This is a genomic window from Sphingobium sp. (assembly GCF_048594625.1).
Taxonomy (GTDB): domain Bacteria; phylum Pseudomonadota; class Alphaproteobacteria; order Sphingomonadales; family Sphingomonadaceae; genus Sphingobium.
Genome location: NZ_JBMDWL010000133.1, coordinates 12,677 through 33,227 on the forward strand (window position 1 = coordinate 12,677; position 20,551 = coordinate 33,227).

The 20,551-nt window shown below is 65.2% G+C and carries 19 protein-coding genes; 8 read left to right on the forward strand and 11 right to left on the reverse strand.

Annotation, left to right across the window (positions count from 1 at the left end; genetic code table 11):
* Positions 1–2: 2 nt before the first annotated feature.
* The 3 genes from ACOJSJ_RS16920 to ACOJSJ_RS16930 all read left to right on the forward strand — a co-directional run bounded on the left by ACOJSJ_RS16920 (position 3) and on the right by ACOJSJ_RS16930 (position 3,980).
* Complete coding sequence (locus ACOJSJ_RS16920; protein WP_420146126.1) at positions 3–1,502, forward strand: OprO/OprP family phosphate-selective porin; 1,500 nt, start codon at positions 3–5, stop codon at positions 1,500–1,502.
* A gap of 34 nt (positions 1,503–1,536) precedes the next feature.
* The gene (locus ACOJSJ_RS16925; RefSeq protein WP_420146127.1) at positions 1,537–2,844 is read left to right on the forward strand and encodes a CitMHS family transporter; all 1,308 of its coding nucleotides are present in this window, start codon (positions 1,537–1,539) and stop codon (positions 2,842–2,844) included.
* 92 nt (positions 2,845–2,936) lie between these two features.
* Entirely contained in the window at positions 2,937–3,980 is a 1,044-nt protein-coding gene (locus ACOJSJ_RS16930; protein WP_420146155.1) for an AbrB family transcriptional regulator, read from the forward strand.
* Positions 3,981–4,001: 21 nt separating this feature from the next.
* Here ACOJSJ_RS16930 and ACOJSJ_RS16935 read toward each other — a convergent pair whose 3' ends face one another.
* From ACOJSJ_RS16935 to ACOJSJ_RS16950, 4 genes are all read right to left on the reverse strand, one after another.
* Positions 4,002–4,655, reverse strand: coding sequence for a YjbE family putative metal transport protein (locus ACOJSJ_RS16935; protein WP_420146128.1), 654 nt, complete (start codon positions 4,653–4,655; stop codon positions 4,002–4,004).
* A gap of 156 nt (positions 4,656–4,811) precedes the next feature.
* Positions 4,812–6,707, reverse strand: a complete 1,896-nt coding sequence (locus ACOJSJ_RS16940; RefSeq protein WP_420146129.1) for a methyl-accepting chemotaxis protein — start codon at positions 6,705–6,707, stop codon at positions 4,812–4,814.
* 76 nt (positions 6,708–6,783) lie between these two features.
* The gene (locus tag ACOJSJ_RS16945; protein WP_420146130.1) at positions 6,784–7,731 is read right to left on the reverse strand and encodes a 2-hydroxyacid dehydrogenase; all 948 of its coding nucleotides are present in this window, start codon (positions 7,729–7,731) and stop codon (positions 6,784–6,786) included.
* A 139-nt stretch (positions 7,732–7,870) separates the two neighbouring features.
* Positions 7,871–8,455, reverse strand: a complete 585-nt coding sequence (locus tag ACOJSJ_RS16950; RefSeq protein ID WP_420146131.1) for a hypothetical protein — start codon at positions 8,453–8,455, stop codon at positions 7,871–7,873.
* Positions 8,456–8,530: 75 nt separating this feature from the next.
* Here ACOJSJ_RS16950 and ACOJSJ_RS16955 point away from each other — a divergent pair, with 75 nt between their 5' ends.
* The 4 genes from ACOJSJ_RS16955 to ACOJSJ_RS16970 all read left to right on the forward strand — a co-directional run bounded on the left by ACOJSJ_RS16955 (position 8,531) and on the right by ACOJSJ_RS16970 (position 13,265).
* On the forward strand, positions 8,531–9,190 hold the full coding sequence (locus tag ACOJSJ_RS16955) for a response regulator (protein ID WP_420146132.1): 660 nt from the start codon (positions 8,531–8,533) through the stop codon (positions 9,188–9,190).
* Positions 9,187–11,691 carry an ATP-binding protein gene (locus ACOJSJ_RS16960; protein WP_420146133.1) on the forward strand — a complete coding sequence of 835 codons (2,505 nt, stop codon included), beginning with the start codon at positions 9,187–9,189 and terminating at the stop codon, positions 11,689–11,691. Before ACOJSJ_RS16955 ends, ACOJSJ_RS16960 begins: the two co-directional genes overlap by 4 nt.
* Positions 11,688–12,074, forward strand: a complete 387-nt coding sequence (locus ACOJSJ_RS16965; RefSeq protein WP_420146134.1) for a response regulator — start codon at positions 11,688–11,690, stop codon at positions 12,072–12,074. Before ACOJSJ_RS16960 ends, ACOJSJ_RS16965 begins: the two co-directional genes overlap by 4 nt.
* A 153-nt stretch (positions 12,075–12,227) precedes the next feature.
* Positions 12,228–13,265 (forward strand): alpha/beta hydrolase family esterase, encoded by a 1,038-nt coding sequence (locus ACOJSJ_RS16970; RefSeq protein ID WP_420146135.1) that lies wholly within the window; start codon positions 12,228–12,230, stop codon positions 13,263–13,265.
* 183 nt (positions 13,266–13,448) lie between these two features.
* Here the strand turns inward: ACOJSJ_RS16970 and fixJ are convergent, their stop codons facing one another.
* Entirely contained in the window at positions 13,449–14,072 is a 624-nt protein-coding gene (fixJ, locus tag ACOJSJ_RS16975; RefSeq protein WP_420146136.1) for a response regulator FixJ, read from the reverse strand.
* Positions 14,069–15,241, reverse strand: a complete 1,173-nt coding sequence (locus ACOJSJ_RS16980; protein WP_420146137.1) for a PAS domain S-box protein — start codon at positions 15,239–15,241, stop codon at positions 14,069–14,071. Before ACOJSJ_RS16980 ends, fixJ begins: the two co-directional genes overlap by 4 nt.
* A 189-nt stretch (positions 15,242–15,430) precedes the next feature.
* On the opposite strand from ACOJSJ_RS16980, the gene ACOJSJ_RS16985 reads away from it, so the two are divergent.
* The gene (locus ACOJSJ_RS16985) at positions 15,431–15,784 is read left to right on the forward strand and encodes a hypothetical protein (protein WP_420146138.1); all 354 of its coding nucleotides are present in this window, start codon (positions 15,431–15,433) and stop codon (positions 15,782–15,784) included.
* 35 nt (positions 15,785–15,819) lie between these two features.
* On the opposite strand, the gene ACOJSJ_RS16990 is transcribed toward ACOJSJ_RS16985, so the two are convergent.
* Genes ACOJSJ_RS16990 through ACOJSJ_RS17010 form a run of 5 tightly spaced genes read right to left on the reverse strand, consistent with a single transcriptional unit; the run spans position 15,820 to position 20,411 of the window.
* Positions 15,820–16,338, reverse strand: coding sequence for a phosphoribosyltransferase (locus tag ACOJSJ_RS16990; protein WP_420146139.1), 519 nt, complete (start codon positions 16,336–16,338; stop codon positions 15,820–15,822).
* Entirely contained in the window at positions 16,298–17,479 is a 1,182-nt protein-coding gene (locus ACOJSJ_RS16995; RefSeq protein WP_420146140.1) for a glycosyltransferase, read from the reverse strand. The genes ACOJSJ_RS16990 and ACOJSJ_RS16995 overlap by 41 nt, the downstream gene beginning before the upstream one ends.
* Positions 17,476–18,552 carry a sugar-transfer associated ATP-grasp domain-containing protein gene (locus ACOJSJ_RS17000; protein WP_420146156.1) on the reverse strand — a complete coding sequence of 359 codons (1,077 nt, stop codon included), beginning with the start codon at positions 18,550–18,552 and terminating at the stop codon, positions 17,476–17,478. The genes ACOJSJ_RS16995 and ACOJSJ_RS17000 overlap by 4 nt, the downstream gene beginning before the upstream one ends.
* 15 nt (positions 18,553–18,567) lie before the next feature.
* Positions 18,568–19,377, reverse strand: a complete 810-nt coding sequence (locus tag ACOJSJ_RS17005; protein ID WP_420146157.1) for an NTP transferase domain-containing protein — start codon at positions 19,375–19,377, stop codon at positions 18,568–18,570.
* A complete protein-coding gene (locus tag ACOJSJ_RS17010) occupies positions 19,377–20,411 on the reverse strand; it encodes a phosphoribosylglycinamide synthetase (RefSeq protein ID WP_420146141.1) in 1,035 nt (344 codons plus the stop codon). The genes ACOJSJ_RS17005 and ACOJSJ_RS17010 overlap by 1 nt, the downstream gene beginning before the upstream one ends.
* Positions 20,412–20,551 lie beyond the last annotated feature (140 nt).

Consider the following 20,551-nt stretch of genomic DNA (forward strand, 5'->3'; position numbering starts at 1 on the left):
GAATGACGTCCCTGTTGTTGCGCGGCGGCTGTGCCGCGCTGGCGCTGATCATCGCCACGCCCGCATTGGCCCAAACGCCCAGCGCCGACGAACTGGCCGCCCTGGTGAAGGCGCAGGCCGCCGAAATCGCGGCGCTCAAGACGCGGCTCGACAGGCTGGAAGGACAAGGCGCGGCCGCAATGGCGCAAAATGCCGCGCCCGTCCCCGCACAGCAGCCAGCGCCACAGGTCGCGCAGCAGCAGGCCAGCCCGCCTCCGGTCGTCATCACCCCCTTCGCGCCGCAGATCGTGCCGCCCGGCCCCGCGGACCTCGACGTAGCGCAGGCACGCGCGGTTGCCGCCAATCCGGCAGGCGTCACCACCGAATGGGGCGCGGGCCTGCCCGTATTCCGTTCCGCCGACGGCGTGTTCACCTACAAACCGCGCGGGCGCATTTTGGTGGACGTCAGTTCGACCACGGGATCGCGCTATAATGGCCGCAACACCACGACCACCGGCATGCGTGCGCTGCGCCTTGGTCTGGAAGGCGGGGTCGGGCCGCATTTCTTCTATCAGTTCGAAAGCGACTTTTCGGAAAATGAGGTTGATATCGTCACCGCTTTCCTGGGCTGGCGCAATCGCCTGAGCAGCAAGATCGATTACGACATCCGCGCGGGCCATCTGTTCAACGACCGCGCGTTCGAAGGCAGCACCGGGTCCGATTCCACGCCATTTCTGGAACGCAGCACCGTATCCACCGCGATCATTCCGCAGCGCGGCTTTTACGGCATCGGCATCATGGGCCGGATGTTCGGCCCCAACTGGCACGCATCGGTCAGCGTGACCGGGGACCGGATCGACGGTCAGCAGGCCACCAACGACAGCCGCACTTTGGGTGCGCGCGCGCACTGGAACCCGATCAAGACCGACCGGTCGCTGTTGCACATCGGCGCATGGGGTTTCGACGAAGCACTGTCCGCCGCCGCGACCACGCTGACCCGCAGCACCGTCATCGGCGGTCGTTTTAACGGCGCGGTGCGCGTGGGCACCGGCGAATTGCTGGGCGGCAGGTCCACCACCGGCTATGGCATGGAACTGGGCGGCTATACCGGCAGCCTGTGGGTGATGGGCGAAGCGGGTCGCCGCGTCGCCCGCCTGACCGGCGGCCGCCCCGATTTCGAAAGCAAGGCGTGGAGCCTGTCGACCGGCTTTTTCCTGACCGGCGAACTGCCGCCTTACAACCCGCGCCTTGGCAGCTTTGGCCAGCCCAATGTGCTGGACCCCACATTCGATGGCGGCAGCGGCGCGATCGAACTGACGGCGCGTTACGAAAATCTCGACTATACCGACCTCGTCCTGGGCGGCGACGGCTGGGCCGCGACGCTGGGCGTGAACTGGTATCTCAACAGCTTCACCCGGCTTCAGCTGAACGGCATCCACTGGCGCACCAACAACCGCACCGGAACCTTTACCGGCAGCGACGACGGTCAGACCGTCAGCGCACGCGTCGGCGTGACCTTCTGATCCCTTTCCATCCAGCCCTTTCAAGGACGCAGCGATGAACCTTGCCCTGCTCGGCTTCCTGATGGTCGCCACCTTCATGACGCTGATCATGACCAAAAAGATGACGCCGCTGGTGGCGTTGATCGTCATTCCTTCCCTGTTCGGCGTCATCGCCGGGCAGGCCGCGGGCCTTGGCGACATGATGATCGACGGCATCAAGAATCTGGCGCCGACCGGCGTGATGCTGTTGTTCGCCATCCTCTTTTTCTCGACCATGACGGACACCGGCCTGTTCGATCCGCTGGTCGGGCGACTGGTCAAGCTGGTCCATGGCGATCCGCTGCTGATCCTGCTGGGATCGGTCGTGCTGTGCGCCATCGTCAGCCTGGATGGCGACGGATCGACCACCTACATCATCACCATCGCCGCGCTGCTGCCGCTCTACAAGCGTTTCGACATGAAGCGCATTTACCTCGTCTGCCTGCTCATGGTGACGAGCGGGATCATGAACCTGACCCCATGGGGCGGCCCGACCGCCCGCGCCGCCAGCGCGCTGAAGCTGGACGCCGCCACCCTGTTCCTGCCGCTGATCCCCGGCATGATCGCGGGCCTCGCCTTCCTGCTCGGCCTTGCCTTCTGGTTCGGGATCAAGGAACGTCGGCGCCTTGGCCACGTTCACCTGCCGCAGAGCGAGCCGGTCGATGTCGCCGACCTTGGCGTGTCGCAATATCCCGAAGCGCGCCGCCCGCATCTGCGGCTGGTGAACGCCACCCTCGTCGTCGCGCTGCTGGGCCTGCTGGTCTGGGGCATATTGCCGCTGTCGGTTCTGATGATGATCGCCTTCGCCATCGCGATGATCGTCAACTATCCCGGCGTCGCCCAGCAGAAGGAGCGCATCGCGGCCCATGCCGGCAATGTCCTGTCGGTCGTATCGCTGATCTTCGCCGCCGGTATCTTTACCGGCATCCTTGGCGGCACCGGCATGGTGGAAGCGATGAGCAAGGAAGTGGTCGGCTTCATTCCGCCCGCACTAGGCCCCTATATGGCGCCGATCACGGCGCTGCTGTCCATGCCCTTCACCTTCTTCATTTCCAACGACGCCTTCTATTTCGGCATGCTGCCGATCCTGGCGGAAGCGGGCGCCCATTATGGCGTCGATCCGATGGCGATCGCCCGCGCGTCGCTGATGGGCCAGCCGGTCCATCTGCTCAGCCCGCTGGTGCCATCCACCTATCTGCTGGTCAGCCTCGCGGGTATCGACCTTGCCGATCATCAGCGTTTCACGCTGCTGCCCGCCGCCGCCGTCTGCATCGTCATGACGCTGGTGGGGATGATCGCGCTGGCCTTCCCCTTCGTCGCCTGACCGATAAAGGACGCGACCATCATGAGCATCGCGCAAATATAAGGAATCAGACCACGGTCCGCCCCCTCTCCATCGGATCATGGTCTGACAGTATCGGGACGATCCTGCGCTTCATCGCCGCTCTGGCCGTGGGAGCAACGGGCGGCGCGCTGTTCTTCGAAATCGGCGCGCCCCTGCCATGGGTGTTGGGTTCGATGGCCGCCTGCGCCATCGCCAGCGTCATCGGCCTGCCGATCCGGGCATTGTCCGCCACCCGCCGCCCGATGGCCGCGGTGATCGGCGTCGTACTGGGCAGCAGTTTCGGCCCGCACCTCTTCACGCAGGGGAAGGACTGGATCGTCCCGCTGCTCGCCCTGCCCTTCTTTCTTGGCAGCGCGGCGCTGCTATGCGTCACCTATTTCCGCAAGGTCGCCAAATTCGATCCCGCCACCGCCTATTTCGCGGGAATGCCCGGCGGGATCGCCGAAATGGTGGTGATGGGCGCGGAACGCGGCGCGGACGAACGCACCGTCGGCCTGATCCATGGCGCGCGCATCTTTCTGGTGGTGTTTATCCTGCCCTTTCTGATCCGGCTGGATCATGCGCCCGTCCCCGTCGCGCCAGCCGCGGCGGTGACGGGCAGCGTTGCGGACTGGACGCTGCTGCTGTGGACGGTGGGCTGCGCGGGGCTGGGGTTGCTGATCGGCGGGTTGCTGCGCCTGCCCGCATGGCATCTGGTCGGGCCGCTGACCGTCAGCGCCGCCGTGCATATGAGCGGCCTTGCCAATTTCCATATTCCCGGCTGGGCACTGGCCGCCGCTCAGGTGGGGCTGGGCGCCACGATCGGCTGCCGCTTCGTCGGACTGACATTGGGGGCTTTGCTGCGATCGCTGGCGCTGGCGGCGGGATCGACGCTGATCCTGCTGGCGGTCACCTTTGCATGGGCCGCCGCCGTCAGCGCGGTCACCGGGCTGGACCCGATCTTGCTGACGCTCGCCTACTCGCCGGGCGGCCTTGCCGAAATGAGCATGGTGGCGCTCAGTCTGGCGCTGGAGCCGGGCGTGGTCGCCATCCACCATCTGACCCGCGTGGTGCTGGTCCTGATCGGCGGGCCGCCGGGCTTCAAATGGATAGCGAAGAATGGCGGGACCGCATGAACGGCCCCGCAACATCATGGATCAGAACAGCGTAATCAGGCCCGTCGCCGGATCGATCGTACCTTCGTAGATCATCTTGCCCGCGACATAGAGGATCACCAGCAGGCCGAAATAGGCGATGGCGCGATAGCGTTCGATGACGCGAGCCAGCAGGTTGGCCGCAACGCCCATCAGGGCAACCGACAGGACAAGGCCGATGACGAGGATGCCGGGATGTTCCCGCGCCGCCCCGGCCACCGCCAGAACATTGTCGAGGCTCATGCTGACATCGGCGATGGCGACGGCCCATGCCGCCTGCGCAAAGCCCCTGGGTGCGGCCTTGCCCGCGATGTCCTCGCCATCTTCCGCTTCGCCGCCCGAACGCAGTTCGCGCCACATCTTCCACGCGACCCAGACCAGTAGCAGGCCACCGGCGAAGACGAGGCCGACCAGCTGCATCAACTGCGTCACCAGCAGGGCGAATGCGATGCGCAGCACCAAAGCGGCGATCACGCCGATGGCGATGACCTTGCGCCGCGATGCGGGGGGCAGGCCCGCCGCCAGCGCGCCGACGACGATCGCATTGTCCGCCGCCAGCATGATGTCGATCAACACGACCTGACCAAAGGCGGCCAGCGCGGAAGGCGAGCCGAGATTGGAAAAATCGGCGACGATATGGGTCCAGATGTCGTTCATAAATCCTCTCGCCGTGCCGGGATGCGCCATGCCGCGCGCTGCCGCCGCGTCAACGGCGCCTGCCGGTCAGAAAAGCATGGCCGGGCGCCCATGCGCCGACCATCGCCGCCCCTAGGAAAGGAAACTGTCACCCACCTTTCAGCGAGGGATCGTGCGTCAGATATGCCCTTCATGGCGCAATGCCTGTGCGAACTGCCCGGCGCGCGCCTGTAATTGTTCGGTCCGGTCGCGCAGTTCGCCCGCCGCCGTCGTCACCGCCTTTGCGGTGCGTTCGGATGCGCTGATCACCCATTCCAGCTGGCGGATGGCGGCGTCCGTATCGTTCATTCGCGCCTTTGCCCCCATGATCGCATCATGGATTTCGTCCGCGACCAGCGACTGACGGTCGAGCGCCGAACGCGACGAACCGGTGACGACGGCAATTTCGCCCACCAGTTCGCGCACGGCATGAATGCCCGATGTCGCCGTCTGCGCCGTGTCCTGCATCATGCGCAGCACCGATGCGATCGTTGCCGTCGACTGGCTGGTCAGTTCGGCCATCTGGCGCACTTCATTGGCGACGATGGCGAAACCGCGACCGCTTTCGCCGGCGCGCGCCGCCTCTATCCGGGCGTTGAGCGCCAGCGTGTTGGTGCGCGCGGCGATTTCGGCCACGGACGATACCACCGCTTCGACCGCGACGGTGTTCGCGCTCAGATCCGCCAGACGCGCCACCAGATCGTCGATCGTCCGTTCCGCCCGTCGGGTCGAGGCGACGGCTGCGCTGACATCGCCGTCCAGACTGATCGTCGCCTGACTGAGCGCCTGATTGCCGTCCACCACGATGTCGATCGATTCGGTGGAATGATGGGCCGAACTGACCACGATGGCCGTGGCGTCGCGCCCGGCCTCCGCCCCGCGTTCCAGTTCGCCCGACTGCGCCTTCAGGGCCACCGCGATTTCCAGCATGGGGCGCAGCACCGTGTCGAAATCCTGTTCGAACAGCGCCAGCATCGCCAGCGATTTTTCGCGCACTTCCGCCTTGCGCATGTCCCGTTCCCGGTCGCGCTCTTCCGACAGGCGGGCCACGGCCCTTTCCTGTTCGCGCAGCCGCGCCATCAGCGCCTGCGCCTCCTGTTCCGCGCGGTGCGACAGATCGGACGCACGGCGGCTCTGTTCCGCCTGCGACTGCGCCTCCGCCTGTTTTTCCAGCAACAACTGGTTCAGCCGCCGCGCCAGCAGATATTGGCCCAGACCGACCAGCGCGGTCACCAGGATCAGCCCGACCGCCAGCAGCCAGCCGTTTTTGAGCGTCGTCATGCCCGGCCTGCGCGCGTCCCACGTCACATGGGCGTCGACGGCCTGTTCGGTGAAAAGGTCGAGATGGGGCATGTCGGGCTGAGGATCGCCGGCCTGCCAGCGCAGATGGGTAATGGCCATGGACTGGCCGATGTCGTCGAGCAGGCGGCCTGCGATGGGTTGCAGCCAGATCAGATAGCGCCGGGGATCGCCCCCGCCCAAGGAGCCGTCCGTCCTGCGAATGCGCGCAACGCCCAGAAAATAGGGATCGCCATGGTACAGAATGCGGCGGATGACCGGCATGTCGGTGCCATCGCTGGCGCGGTAGAGCGCAGGCATGTCGGCGCCGGTGAAGGCGCCCAGCGCCGGCGGGCGGCCGTTATTCCAGTAGCTGTAAAAGATATGGCCGGATGCATCGTTGATATACATGCCCTGCATCGGCATCGTGAAGCTCTTCCACACGCCCGGCCCGACATTGTCGGCCGTCCATGCAGCGTCATTTGCGCGCACCATGTGGGTGTAGAGTTCGTCCCACATCGCATAGCCTTTCAGCCAGCCGCGAAAATTCTTGGCCTTGGCGTCGATCGCTGCGGTGACGGCGTTGCTGGTATAGGTGATTTCCGCGCGGTCCTGCCCCTGCGCCTCATGGATGCCGTACAGAAGCAATGCACCGATCAGCAGCGTGGCGGACAGGATGAAGCTCAGCAGGATCGTCGCCGGAAAAGACAGGCGGTCCCACACTCTCCGTACAATGGCTGTCCTGATCGTTTCCAAAGGGCAAGGCTTTCAGATGTTTGAAACCCTGTAGAACAAGATCGTAAACAAGGCTTTAGTGATCCCGGAATTTCCGTTACGGCTGCGCCAGCGCCGTTGGCGGTTGCCGACCCGCGATCAGCGCGTCGATATTGGCCAGAACCATGTCGGCCATGGCCATGCGCGTTTCGATCGTCGCGCTGGCGATATGCGGGGTCAGATGCGTCAGCGGGCTGGAGATCAAAGCGTCGGGAACCGACGGTTCGTCGGCAAATACATCCAGCGCCGCGCCCGCTATCCCGCCATGTTCCAGCGCGGCGATCAACGCCGTTTCATCCACCACCGATCCCCGCGCGACGTTGACCAGATAGCCCTGCGGTCCGAGCGCCCCCAATATATCGGCGTCGATCAGATGATATGTTTGGGCATTGGCCGCGCACGCCAGCAGCAATATGTCGCTGGTCTGCGCCAGCGCCCGAAGGTCCGGTTCGAAGCGGTAGGGCGCATCCTTGGCCGTGCGCCCATGATAGGCGACCCCGCCAAACCCATGCAGCCGGTCGGCGATCGCCCGGCCGATTCGTCCCAACCCGACGATCCCGAACCGCCGTCCGCTGACGCGGCGTCCCAGCGGGAAGCCGCCGCCGGTCCATCGCCCGTCCCGCACGAAACGGTCCGCCCGCGGCAGGCCGCGCAGCAACCCGATGGTCAGCCCGACGGCAAGATCGGCGACATCGTCGGTCAGAACATCGGGCGTGGTGCTGACATATATTCCGCGCTGATGCACCATCGGCACGTTCACCTTGTCATATCCCACGCCATGGATCGCAATCAGGCGCAGGGACGGCAGCGCGGCGATCAGATCGTCGGGACAGCCCGTCTGGCCACCGGTCACCACCAGGTCGACCGCGTCTGCATGATCGTTCAGCCAGTCGCGCCTGCCTGCATCATCCATGTCATACCAGCGCGTGACAGGGCAACGCCTCGCCAGTTCCGTTTCCAGATAATCGGACAATGGTCCCAGTTGCAGCGCGATCCTGTCTTTCAAAACCGGTCATCCTTTCAGAATATCCACATGGCGCCTGGTCGCTATGGCGCGCATCACGTCCAGCGACCGGTGGGACAGAGAATACAGGGCCGCAGGACGATGATCGACGCCCGGATCATCGCTTGTCAGGGCATCGCGATCATGAACGACGCATCCAGCCGTCGATCGCGATCAGGACAGTTCGGCTGTCGCGCAACGCCGCATCCCATTCCCCTTCGCCCCGGTCCACCGCCTGCCAGCTGGCGCTGGCCGCGCCGAACCCTAATGTACCCGACAATCCAGCGATACGATGGGGATCGGCATGGTCAGGCCCGGACAGCGCCCGTTCCAGCTCCACCCTCAATCCCTCGACGACCGGCAGGAGCCCGTCGCGCCCGAACATGTCCGCCATCCGGGCCAGCGCATCGACGCCGGGTATCCGCCACGGCGCCAGCTGCGCGACGATCCCGGCGACATCATGCGCGGGATCGATTACGACGTCGGCCGGGAAGACGGGCGATACGCCATTGGCCGCGATAGCCACGACCACCGGCCGTCCATGCAAATCGGGCATCGGCTCCCGGCCGTCGATCAGGATCATGCCGACATCCTTTTCAAGGTCTTCATTCAGGTCCATCGGCAGGCGACAGGCCCATCCGCTCTGCTCCACAGCATCCACGACATGCGGGAAAGCCACAGCCAGTGGCGCAAATATGACAGCCAATGTATTTTGCGGTTGAGACATGGATGCATTACGTCCTAGCATTTGAGAGCGAGGCTAACCCATCCCGTCCGGAATGGGCAATAACAGGGCAGGGCTATGGCAGACACCATATCCGGCGGCCGCATTTTGATAGCGGACGACCACCCCTTGATACGCGAGGGATTGGGACTGGCGGCGCGTGCGGTCGTTCCCGGCGTTGCCGTCGATACCGCAGGCAGCATCGGCGAAGCGCGGGATGTCCTGTCCCGCCATGGCAAATATCGGCTGATCCTGCTGGATTTCGTGCTGCCCGACGCACGCGGATTTTCCGGCTTCCTGCAATTGCAGCATGAGGCCGGACGCACCCCCATCGCCCTGATTTCGTCCAATGAAAATCCCGCGCTGGTCGAAAGCGCCCGCGCTCTGGGCGCCGCCGGTTTCCTGTACAAGACCCGTCCTTTCGACGATCTGGCGCGCGACATCAGGCGGATCGTCGATGGGCAGGTCTGCTTCCCGGCCATGGACGGCAGCGCGGGCGGCACGGGGGATTTGCGCGAACGCATCGCCACCCTGTCCGGCGCGCAGCTGCGCGTTCTGATCGCCCTGTCCGACGGACGGCTGAACAAGCAGATCGCCGCCGATCTGGATGTGTCGGAAGCCACGGTGAAGGCGCATCTGACCGCCATTTTCCGCAAGCTGGACGTCGGCAATCGTGCGCAGGCGCTGTTGGCGGTGCAACCCTTGTTAGGCGACGTCGCGGCAGCACGCGCATCATGAACAGTAAGCCACCCCGCCCACCGCGCCCCTTACCTTTTCTTTTGCTGGCACTCACCGTTCCGCTCATCCTCGCCGGGCTGCTTTTCTGGCTGGGTGGAGAATATGACCGCTGGAACGGGTTGCGGATGGACGCCGAACAGTCCGCGGAAAGGCGCGTCCTGTTGTCCGGCATATTGTCGCAGATGCGGGCGGCGGAATCAGCGCAGCGCGGCTTCGTCATCACCCATGATCCCGAATTTACCGCGCGATATGACGAATGGCGCGCGCGTATCACCGCATCCTTCGTCACGGCCGACAGACTCTATCAGGGCACGAGTGTTCCCGGCACGAACTTCGCCAGACTGCGCGACACCGCGGAGGCAAAGATCGCGGAGATGGACGGTGTCATCCGGCTTTACGCCGCCGCCGGCCCTGTCGCGGCCAGCCGACGCGTTGCCGATGGTGAAGGCAAGCGGTTGATGACCAGGCTGCAACAGCAGCTGGACGACATCATCGCAGACGAACAGAGCGTCGGCGATGCGCGCCTGTCCGCCTATCGCGCGCGGACCGATACCCTGCAACGGGTGATGTGGATATTGGTGGCGCTCAGCAGCCTATCGCTCGCTCTGGCGCTGCTGGGCCTGTGGCGTCAGCGGGTGGCGCAATATCATGGCGAACTCAACGCCTTCGACGCGGCGCAGCGCAACGAAACGATCCTCGACAGCACGATCGACCCGATCATCATCGTCAACCCCAGCGGCAGCATCGAAACCATCAACAAGGCGGCATCCCGAATGCTGGGTTATGACCCGGCGGATCTGAGCCGTCGGGATTTCGACGTCATTTCCGACATTGCGCCGGGCGTCGGCAGCTTTCTGGACCGGATCGGGCTGGTCGATGGCGAATTGAAGATGCCCTATTGGACCGACCGGCAGGTCCGCCATCAAAATGGTCGCCTGCTGCCCGTCGACATCGCTCTGGGCGTGATGACCCTGCCCGACGGCGACCATATCGTCATGTCGTTGCGCGACATCGTCCAGCGCAAGCGGATCGAGCGGTTGAAGGACGATCTGATTTCCACCGTCAGCCATGAACTGCGCACGCCGTTGACGTCGATCGTGGGCGCGCTGGCGTTGCTGCGGCTGGATGTGGGCAATCGGCTGGACGGCGAATCCGCCGGGCTGGTCGCCATCGCCGAAAATAATGCCCAGCGCCTGATCCGCCTGATCAACGACATGCTGGACATTGACCGGATCGATTCGGGCAAGCTGCGCATGACGCTGGCGCCGATCGACCTGCATCATGTGGTGATGCGCGCGTGCGAGGATAATGGCGGGCTGGTGCGCGCGGCGCATGCCGTGCTGGATCGCGCGGTGGGCGACGACCCGGTGATGATACAGGGGGATGAGGAACGGCTGCTTCAGGTCATCACCAACCTGATGTCCAATGCGGTCAAGGCGTCGAGCGACGGCCATCATGTCACGGTCGGCCTGCGCCAGAGCGGGGACGGGCGGCGCGCGACCGTCTATGTCGACGATCAGGGACCGGGCATTCCCGATGAGTTCCGGTCGCGCATATTCGGCCGGTTCGAACGCGCGTCCGGGGGCGAAACGGCGCCGGGCACCGGCCTTGGCCTTGCCATCGCGCGGGAAATCGTCAGCCAGCATGGCGGCGAACTCTGGTTCGAGGATCGGCCCGGCGGCGGCACGCGCTTCGCATTTTCCCTGCCGGTGATGTTGCCTGTCGCCCTGCCCCGGATCAGGAGCAGCGAGGCCAGCATCCTGATCTGCGAAAGCAATCCGGTCATTGCCCGGATGCTGCAATCGCAACTGTCGCAGGAAGGCTATAGCTGTCGCGTCGTCAGCAGCGCCCGCGCCGCCCGCACCGCCATTGCCGCCAATGGCTATAATATCCTGCTGCTGGACATGGCGCTGGACGATGCGGACGCTTTCCAGTTCGCGCGCGAAGTGCGGCGGGTGGAAGGGCCGCATGAATTGTCGATCCTGATGGTGGCGGCGCAGGGCGATGACATCAACGCGCCATTGCCGCTGGATCTGGTCGACTGGATCGACAAGCCGATCGATCCGGAACGGTTGAAGACCGCGATCGCGGCGTCATTCCCCAGTTCGGGCATCGAACGGCCGACCGTGCTGCATCTGGACGATGATCAGGATACGCTGGAAATCACGGCATCCGCGCTGCGCGGCATCGCCTATATCCTCAAGGCCACGACGCTGGAGGAGGCACGGGCGCTGATCCGGGTGGAAACGCCGCATCTGGCGATATTGGACGTGCATCTGGAAAAGGGGCTGGGGCTGGACCTGTTGCCCGAACTGGTGAACGATCAGGGGGTCGCCATTCCCACCATCATCTATTCCGCACATGATATAGATATGCAAATTGCGGGGCAGATCGACGCCGTGCTGGTCAAATCCCGCACGTCCCTGCCCGATCTGAAGGCCACGGTTCGCCGCGTATTTTCCACGCGGCATGCGAAAACTGGGGGAGAGGAAGGGGCATGAGCGAGGCGGATCGACTGCGCGTCCTGTATGTGGATGACGACCGGGATATTCGCCATATCGTTCGCCTGTCGCTGGCGCTGGACCCGGCGATCGACCTGCGCCTGTATGAGGAAGGCGCCGAAGCGCTGGACGGCATGAAGGCGGATGCCTGGCGACCCGATCTGGTCATGCTGGACGTGATGATGCCGCGCATGGACGGCCCGACCTTGATGGCTGCGCTGCGCGACCTGCCGGGTTTTGCGCGAACGCCCTTCATATTCGTGACCGCCCGCGCGCGCGAAGCGGATGTACAAAGCTATCGCGCGGCGGGCGCGAAGGGCGTGATCCTGAAACCCTTCAACCCGCTGACGCTGGCGGCGGACATCCGCGCGCTGGCGGACTGATGGCATTGCGCGGGATCATGGGGGCGGGCTGAACGGGATATATCGTCCCCCCAGGGCATTACAGCTTCGGATAAGGGAGCAATGCGCCGCAATGCCAGATCACGCCATTCCGCCATTTCATGCATTGCGATCAGCGCGGCATGATGCGTCGACATGAAAAACCCCTTCCCCACCATGCGCAAGGCGACGCGCCTGACCCGAAAGGGACGCCCCTTGTCGGCGGCCCTGTTGTTGCAACGCACATTCCTGTCCGCGCCGATCGCCGCCGCGACGGCGAAGCCGGTCCGGCGCAGGGGCGTGGCAAAGGCGAAAACGGGTATCGACCGCCCGGCGCCCGGTACGTTCGTCGAAGGGGATTATGGCTGTGCGCAGGGCAAGCTGCATTATCGCCTTTATACCCCCGTCGGTTCGACGCGCCGCCGCCTGCCGATGATCGTCATGCTGCATGGCTGCACGCAAACGGCGGCGGATTTCGCGGCGGGGACGGCGATGAACAGGCTGGCCGACGAGCTGGGATTTCTGGTGCTGTACCCCGAACAGTCCGCCCGCGCCCATCCGAACCGATGCTGGAACTGGCATCGCCCGTCGAACCGGATACGCGGCGGCGGGGAAGCGGCGGTGATCGCGGGCATGACGCGCCAGATGCTGAAGCGATGCAAAGGGCATGAAGACCGCGTCTATATCGCGGGCATTTCCGCCGGGGGTGCGGCGGCGGCGATCATCGCGGCCGCCTATCCCAAACTTTATGCCGCTGTCGGCGTGCATTCCGGCGTGGCGGCGGGCGAGATCGGCACGATCAGCGAAGCATTGACGGCGATGCGCGGGCAAAGGCAGCCCTCTGCCGGTCCCACGATTGCGCCGCCGCCGATGATCCTGTTCCATGGCGACCGTGACCGGGTGGTTCACCCGTCGAACGCCGACGCCTTCGTCAGTCAGCTGCGCCGGTCGAGCGACCTGCCGCTGGATGCCCGGTCGGAACAGGGCGTGATCGCGGGGGGACGATCCTTCACCCGGACGCTGTATCGCCATGGACGCGGGCCGGTGCTGCTGGAAGAATGGACGGTCCATGGCAGCGGCCATGCCTGGTCGGGCGGCAGCCGGGCGGGAAGCCATACCGACCCGGACGGTCCCGATGCATCGCGCGCAATGGCGACATTCTTTCTGGCGCGCAGAAGATCAGAGGGAAGGTAAGGACGGGCCTGGTCGAGGACGGAGTGGATGGAACAGCGGCGCTTAACTTCGCACATTTCCCGCTCAATGCGACATTTTGGAACTATCTCTGATTATTTTATTACAAGTTTAGCGCCGGATCATATGCGCCAATCTAACGACAATCACGAACTGTAGGACAGGCGCAGGGGTGGTTTAGGATTGTCACCGTTCCGTCACGCCTTCGTCCGCGTGAAAGGCGATGCGCAGGGCTTCGGCGAGGCTTTTCGCGTCGAGTTTCTGCATCAGGTTGGCGCGATGGATTTCCACCGTGCGCGGGCTGATACCCAGATCATAGGCGATGCTTTTATTGGGCAGCCCCGCGACCAGGCCATTCAGCACATCGCGTTCGCGATCGGTGAGTATGTTGAGCCGCGCCTGCGCCTCCCGCGCGCGAACGCTTGCGCCGCGCGCGGCGACCGACTGGTGCCGCGCGGATTCGATACAGGCGATCAGCGTCGATTTTTCGAACGGCTTTTCGATGAAGTCGCTGGCCCCCGCCTTCATCACGGCAACCGCCATGTCGATGTCGCCATGGCCAGTCATGATGACGACCGGCAACATCAGGCCCCGCGCCCGCAGCGCCTGTTGCACCGCCATGCCATCCATGTCCGGCATGCGCATGTCGAGCAGTACGCAGCCGGGCGACAGGTCGACGGCGTCTTTCAGAAAGGCAGGACCGCCATCGAACAGGCGCACGGCATAGCCGCTGGTCCGCAGCATGAAGGACAGCGACCGGCGGATCGCATCGTCATCATCGACGACATAGATGGGATAAGGCTCGATCATGAAGCGTCTCCGGATGAATCGTCGGCAATGTCGAGGGTGAAGTGAAAGCTGGTGCCGCCCCATGGAGACGACGTCGCCCATATGCGCCCGCCATGCCCTTCCACTATGGTCTGGCTGATCGACAGGCCGACGCCCATGCCCCGCGCCTTCGTGGTGGTGAAGGGGGTGAAGAGCGTGCGCGACATGTCCGGATCAAGCCCCGGCCCGCTGTCGGCAACGGTCACCTGCGCCTTGCCCGGCATGTCGGGGGACAGGATAGCGGTAATACGCAGGATGCGGACGGGGCGATCCTGCATCGCCTCCACCGCATTTTTGACGAGGTTGATGACGACCTGCTGCAACTGCACGCGGTTCACCATCACCCTGTCGATGACGGGATCGACGCTGACGTCCATGTCGATGCCCCGGCTGTCGATACCGATGAAGGCGAGCGCCGCCCCTTCGCCCAGCAGTCCGCGCAGGGATTCAGGCTGGCGCAGGGTTTCGCCGCGTCGGATGAATTCACGCAGCGAACGGATGATTTCGCCCGCGCGCAACGCCTGCCCCGCGCTTTCGTCCATCGCTTCGCGCAACAGGTCGCGATCGACCGGACCATCCCCGTCGAGCAGATCGCGGCCGGCCTCCATATAATTGGCGATGGCGGTCAGCGGCTGATTGAGTTCATGGGCAAGCGCGGCGGCCAGCGTGCCCATGGCGGTGACGCGCCCGGCATGGGCAAGGTCGGCCTGAAGATCCGCCACGCGCCGTTCGACCTGTTGCCGTTCGGTCAGGTCGCGAATGAAGCCGGTGAACAGGCGACGGCCATCGGCCTGCACTTCGCCCACCGACAATTCGATGGGAAAGGTCGACCCGTCGCGCCGCCGCGCGCTGGTAAGGCGGCCGACGCCGATGATCCTTTTTTCGCCGGTCGCGACATAATGGCCGATATAGCCGTCATGCCGTTCCCGGTCCGGGGATGGCATGAGCATGGAGATATTTTCGCCCAGCACATCGGTTTCGGCATATTGGAACATGCGCTGTGCCGCCGGGCTGAAGGACATGATCCGCCCGGCCATGTCGATCACGATCAGCGCATCGGGCACGGTGGTAAGGATCGACCCCAGCAGCGCCTGTTCCAGCCTGTGGTCGCGCAGGTCCAGCCCTTCGCTTTCGTCGTCCGATACCGCCATCAGGGGAGCATGCCGACCTTTGTCGACGCCAGCAAGAGCGGTGCGCGTGCGGTGCGCCCAAGCAGCAGGATCATCGTCATGGCAGCGCCTTCCATTGCTGTGCGGCGCGATTATGGCCGTCCCCGCCATGGGTGCCATCCGGGATAGTCCTTATGGAAATTGCGGGCAGGAAGGCGGATTCATGTCGGCATGATGTGGACCACCATACGCCTGGAACTGGGCCGGACACCGGGTTATCCCAACGGATCGGCTGCGCGCAGCTATGTCCTGCGCCTGCCGTTGCAACCGGGCGGGACGATCGACGAGCAGGAATATCGGCGGCGGCCCGAACTGGCGACGGTGCGGCGTTTCTGGCCCAACGAGCCGGACCGGCATGGGCAGGTGCTGCGCACCGGCGAGGGATGGTCGCTGACCTATGGCGAGGGCGCGCGGGCCGAGCGGATCGACCGGCTGGATGCGCTGCACGATGGCGACCGGTTGATGCTGACGGAAACGGGCGGCGTGGCCCTGCCCTTTCTGATCCGGGGGCTGGACGTGGCCTGAGACATGGCCTGGATGGAAAGCGCGATTAGCGCGCGTCAGGCGAGGCGATGGGGAAGCGATGTCGCTTCGTCGACGATCGCCTGCTGCGTGGCGAGCGCCTCCCATGGGAAGACGAACCAGCGCTTGTCGGTTGCGCGGTCGATGATGTCGGCGCGATAATCGACCCGTTCGCCGGAGCGACCGTTGTCGAGCAGCACGGCAAAGCGCAGGCGCGCGGCATCGGCCCCCGACGCGGTCAGGCGCGCGCGCAGTTGCGCGATGGTGCCGCCGCTGTCGTTGATGTCGTCCACGATCAGCAGGTCCGTGCCCGCAGCGCTGCGTGCGGCGACATCGACCAGCGCGGCGTCGGCGGACAGGCTGCTATAATCGACCGACAGCATCGGCAGGTTCAGCCGGTGCGACAGGTAGACGGCGGGGACGAGGCCACCGCGCCCGATGCCCACGACCATGGCGGGGCGCCAGTCGTCCGCCTCCACCGCGCGGGCGAGCGCCTGCACCGCGATCAGGAAATCGTCATGGGTTATGGGGTGAAGGATCGGGCTGGCTTCGGTCATGGCTGAGGACGGGCGATAGCCGGTCCGGCGCGCGGCGGCAACGCGGGACGATGCCGTCGACCAGCATCGCCCAGCGATGCAGCGTCGCATCCAGCCCATAGGCGGCGATCCGATCGCCGGGGGAAAGGGCGGTATCGGGATCGATCTGGCGCGCCATCGCCTGCGCCATGGCGGCGGGATCGGCCGGATCGACCAGCAGGCCGTGCCGGCCATCGGCCAGCACCGACGCGGCATTGCCTGCGCTGCGCGAGGCGATGACGGGAATGTCGAGCGCCATCGCCTCCAGCAGGACATTGGCGGACCCTTCCCACCAGGATGGCAGGATGAAGGTGCTGGCGCCGATCAGCCATGGGAAGACATTGTCGACCACGCCGGGCAGCAGCAGATCGTCGGCGATGCCCAGCGCCGCCGCGCGATCCTGCAAGGCGCAGCGGGCCTGATCACGGCTTTCGCCCAGGATGATAAGGCGCGCCTGCGTACCGGCGTTGCGGAGCAGGGCGAAGGCGTCAAGCAGCGTCGTGAAATTCTTTTGCGGGGCAAGACGACCGATGGCGATGACGATCGGGATGCCATCGTCCAGCCAGCCATGGGGTGACGGCGCATTGGCGCGGGCGCGGACGGTGGCGATGTCGATGCCATTTTCGATCACGGTAGCGCTGGCGAAAGCCGGAATGCCATTGCCCAATGTCGGCGACACCAGCACCAGATGATCGGCGTCCGCCGCCAGCAGCCGCGTCATCAGCGCGCGGCCGACGGTCGCCATGCGATTGCGCGGGGTGCCCGGCGCAGCGCGGCGCAGGTCGTTGCTGATGCGATAGATGCGACGCAGGCCGGGCAGCGTGCGGCTGCCGATCAGGGCGGTCAGGTGGCCATGATTGCCCGCCGACAGCAACAGGTCCGGGCGAGACCGGCGCAGATGGGCGTTAAGGCGCGGCATGGCCCGCCATTTCTGGAGCAAGCGCGATCCGCCCGCACCGGGCAGCAGCGCATGATGGGGCACGCCGACCACGCCATCCCCACCCGGCAGCGCCGTCAGCAATTCCACGTCATGGCCGCGCGCACGGAAATCGTCGGCGAGCAGGCGGATATTGCGCACCACCCCGGTCGCCGCCAGCGCGTGGACGTAAAGCGCGATCTTCACCGCCGGTCCCGCTGCACCGCCCGCGCGTCACGCCATGCCTGTTCGCTCAGCCGGTCCAGCGCGTGGCGATAGAGGATGCCGAGCCGACTGTCCGCCAACCCCCGGCCGTTGACCAGCTGCACGATGTCGGTGCCGGGGTTCCAGTTGCCCTCTATCAGCACCGGTCCCTGCGCGGTCATGCCGATGTCCCAGCCGATCAGGGTAAAGCCGTCGCGGAAATGATCATGCGCCCGCGCCGCCAGCGCGCAGGCGGCCTGATGATCGGGCAGCAGCAACCCTTCGATCACGGCGCCGGTTGCCGGATGGCGACTGTGGCGTGATGGCGGCCGCCTGCCGCCGCTGCGCCATGCGGGACCGCAGCGACCATTGGGCTGCACCGCCAGCACCAGATTGCCCGCGTTGAAATTATCTACCGGGCGTGGCCCACCGACCGAAAGGCGCAGCGCCATGTCGCAGATTTCGGGATCGCCCGCCTCGTTGAGGCAGGTGACGATGCGCAGGGTCGGCAACGCGCCGGGCGACAGGGCGATCAGCGCGTCATGGGTAGGCAACCGCGTCTGGATGACGCCGCCCCGCGCCCAGACATGGCGCAGATGGTCGGCCAGCCGGGCCGCGTCCAGCATCCCGTCGCAGCCGCGCCATTGCGCGCCTTCGCGCGTGAAGCGTTCGACGCCCTGCCCCTTCGAACAATAGCTGGGTTTGGCGATGATGTCGCTTTGCGCATCCAACCAGCGGTCGAGATCGTCGCGGTCGGGATCGCAGGCGTCGGGCAGCGGCAGGCCAGCGGCCATGCGCGCGAACAGCTGCTTGTTCTTGAGCGGATTGTCGGCCAGCGGAAAGGCGGCGGGATTGAGCAGCCGGTGCAGCCCCTTGCGGTCGCGCATGCTGAGGCCACGATCGCGCACGGTGTCGCTGAGATAGAGCCTTTCCCCCGCCGTCCATCCGCCCCGGCCGATGGCGGAAATCAGATGCCCCGCCACCCGCTGCATCGGCGTCCAGTGACGGGTCAGGCCGTCATGATAGGCGCGCAGCAGCGGATTGCCCCGGTCGCCCCGCACCGGAAGGGCGCGCATCGTCAGCAAGGCGCGCTACTCTGCCGCCTGCGCCAATGCCAGACGCTGGTCGAGCAAAGTCGTCGCCACGCCATGCGAACGGTGATTGTCGACATCGATCGCCACCGCGCCGTCGGTCAGGATCACCGGGCAGATGATCATGCGGAACCGGCGGGAAAAGCGGGCGAAGGCCTGATCCAGCGTGCCGATGCCGAAGCGGAACCGGATGAGGTTGAGAAGACCGAAGGCGCCGATGATGCGGGCGGGATGCTTCACGAACTGCCCGCCGGTGCGGAATGTTTCGGCGGCCGTCAATGCGGCGCGATCCCGCATCCAATATGTGTTGCAGTTGGAATAGGCATCGTCGGCGAACATGTAGAATTTGCGCTGCCCCTGCGGGTGGGCGGCCAGCACGGAAGCACGCCGGGTGAAGGCGGCGGCGGCGGCGGCATTTTGCGTGGCGCAGCCGTCCATCATTTCATCCACCGCTTCGGGCGTCAGCAGCACATTGTCGGCGGTGGTGATGAGCAGCGGGAAAGCGGCGCCCTCCGCGCCCGCCAGCACGCTGTCGACCAGATTGGGCTGCGCCGCGACGCCGACGACCCGGCCGCTGTGGAGCAATCCACGCAGCGCCGGGATGGTGGCGAGCAGCGTCGGGTCTTCGATCACCACGCGCACTTCGCCGATCCGGCGATTGGCGACCAGCGCGTCGATGACATGGAGCAGCATCGGCTGGCCCGCGACCGGGACCAGGCATTTGTGGCTGACCCCCGCCGCCATCGCCAGCGGGTCCGTCGCGCCATCGCGGCGCCCGGCGAGCAGGATCGCGGTGGTCTTGCCTCTGATCATGCCGCCACCTGCACGATCGTTTCGTTCAGCAGGCCCTGTCGCGCCAGGCTGTGGCCGATGATCGTTTCCACCAGCGCCGCATGATCGACCCCGATCGAAGCGGCCGAACGGGAAATCGTCTTCTTCGACCAGAGGTTGCAGGACAGGTTCACTTCCATGAACAGCGCCTGCCCACTGACCGGATCATAGCGAAATTCGAACCGGCCATAGTCGAACGGCCAGAGTTCGGTCAGCAACGCGGCGGTCATCGATTCCAGACGGCTGCGCAGATCCGCATCCTCGATCAGAATGAGCGGGTCGTCGCCCGCGTCGATCAGGCCGCGTTTTTCCTCATAGCTGCGTTCGCGGTTGGGATCGGCGGGGACATACATCATCGGCGGCAATATCCACGGCTGACCGCCGCTGCCGCCCACCACCGGCACCGCCACGTCCAGCAGCGGCGCCCATTGTTCGACCAGCACATCATGGCCCAGCGCGAACAGGCTGTCGGCATGGTCGCGCGCCTGCGCCCAGTCATCCACCATCTTGACGCCCCACGAAGCGGAGGACGCATTGGGTTTCACCACCAGCCGGTCGGCATCGAAGGACGGCGCATCGAACAGGCCGCCGCGCCGGAACAGTTGCGCCTGCATGGTCGGCACGCCACGCGCACGGGCGACCATCTTGCTGAGATATTTGTCATCGGAGAGGCCGCGCACGATGGGCGATGCGCCAAGATAGGGCATGTCCCGGCGGCTGAGCAGCAGCGGGGCCAGCATCTCGCTATTCTGGAAACCCCCGCGATTGAGCAGGGTCACAACGAAATCGGCGTCGGGCCGATCATAGACCGCATCATAGCTGTTGGCGAGGGCGACATGGAGGCCGATCGATTCCAGCGTGGTGCGCATTTCATGATGATAGATGGCGTGGTTGCCGTCCTGCGCATCCGGGCTGCCGTCCGCACAGGCATGTTTGGCGAGGAAGAGGATGCGCAGTCGCGCCTTGTCGGCGGCAGGGATGTGCATCTGGCGGGGATGGATGGCTGTCATCATGACGGCAGATTTACAGGTCGTGCATGACGCGCCGCTTACGCTGCGGTTTCAGGCTGATGATCCCGGATGGTCGGAATGATGACGGTTCGGCCACATATTTGTGACCGAACCGTCCATCTTTGGCGTCTGTTGTTCAGCGC

Coding starts and splice junctions, on each gene's coding strand:
- ACOJSJ_RS16920 (WP_420146126.1), top strand. CDS start 3: ATGACGTCCCTGTTGTTGCGCGGCGGCTGTGCCGCGCTGGCGCTGATC.
- ACOJSJ_RS16925 (WP_420146127.1), top strand. CDS start 1,537: ATGAACCTTGCCCTGCTCGGCTTCCTGATGGTCGCCACCTTCATGACG.
- ACOJSJ_RS16935 (WP_420146128.1), bottom strand. CDS start 4,655: ATGAACGACATCTGGACCCATATCGTCGCCGATTTTTCCAATCTCGGC.
- ACOJSJ_RS16950 (WP_420146131.1), bottom strand. CDS start 8,455: ATGTCTCAACCGCAAAATACATTGGCTGTCATATTTGCGCCACTGGCT.
- ACOJSJ_RS16955 (WP_420146132.1), top strand. CDS start 8,531: ATGGCAGACACCATATCCGGCGGCCGCATTTTGATAGCGGACGACCAC.
- ACOJSJ_RS16960 (WP_420146133.1), top strand. CDS start 9,187: ATGAACAGTAAGCCACCCCGCCCACCGCGCCCCTTACCTTTTCTTTTG.
- ACOJSJ_RS16965 (WP_420146134.1), top strand. CDS start 11,688: ATGAGCGAGGCGGATCGACTGCGCGTCCTGTATGTGGATGACGACCGG.
- ACOJSJ_RS16970 (WP_420146135.1), top strand. CDS start 12,228: ATGAAAAACCCCTTCCCCACCATGCGCAAGGCGACGCGCCTGACCCGA.
- fixJ (WP_420146136.1), bottom strand. CDS start 14,072: ATGATCGAGCCTTATCCCATCTATGTCGTCGATGATGACGATGCGATC.
- ACOJSJ_RS16980 (WP_420146137.1), bottom strand. CDS start 15,241: ATGGCGGTATCGGACGACGAAAGCGAAGGGCTGGACCTGCGCGACCAC.
- ACOJSJ_RS16985 (WP_420146138.1), top strand. CDS start 15,431: ATGATGTGGACCACCATACGCCTGGAACTGGGCCGGACACCGGGTTAT.
- ACOJSJ_RS16990 (WP_420146139.1), bottom strand. CDS start 16,338: ATGACCGAAGCCAGCCCGATCCTTCACCCCATAACCCATGACGATTTC.
- ACOJSJ_RS17000 (WP_420146156.1), bottom strand. CDS start 18,552: ATGCGCGCCCTTCCGGTGCGGGGCGACCGGGGCAATCCGCTGCTGCGC.
- ACOJSJ_RS17010 (WP_420146141.1), bottom strand. CDS start 20,411: ATGATGACAGCCATCCATCCCCGCCAGATGCACATCCCTGCCGCCGAC.